At 61.2% G+C, this 500-nt stretch carries 1 protein-coding gene; it reads right to left on the reverse strand.

What is annotated here, in order from left to right:
- On the reverse strand, positions 1–423 hold a 423-nt coding region (locus D1614_RS29200; protein WP_206610241.1), incomplete at its 3' end, for a hypothetical protein.
- Between the last annotated feature and the right edge of the window lie 77 nt (positions 424–500).

The following is a 500-nucleotide window of genomic DNA, read 5'->3' on the forward strand; positions in this document are numbered from 1 at the left end:
GAACTCGAGGCGATAGCTGCTGGAGAGCGAGTCTTCCACCTTGCGGCCCAGGTTCACGTTCAGCACGCTGCCATCCGTGCCCTGCGTGGCGTGGCAGTACTTGATATTCAGATGCAGGATGAGCACGTCGCACCAGTTGGAAGCGCCGTGCTCCGGATCTCCCAGCGCGCTCTTGACGGTGGCGAACGGGTAGTCGAGCACGCTATAGATGTCGCTCTTGAGCCGTTCGGGGGCTTCGGTGGATTCCAGCACCAACGGCCGATGGAAAACGTTATCGGCCAACTGGGGCGCCACGGTCTGGTATTTGTCGCGCAGCGCTTGCGCGTTGTCGGCAGCATGTACGGAAAGGCTCAGGCATAGGCCGGCCGCCACTACAAGCGCGGCGAGCCAGCCCCGCCGAGCGGTATGTCGGTGAGAGGTCATAGGCATGGCGTTCTCAAGGAATCGTTCTTCATTCTAGGAGGCGCGGATAGACATGCCGACGCAACAAATGGTCCTGC

The sequence above is a fragment of the Maribellus luteus genome (assembly GCF_003576475.1).
In the GTDB taxonomy this organism is placed as follows: Bacteria; Bacteroidota; Bacteroidia; order Bacteroidales; family Prolixibacteraceae; genus Draconibacterium; species Draconibacterium luteum.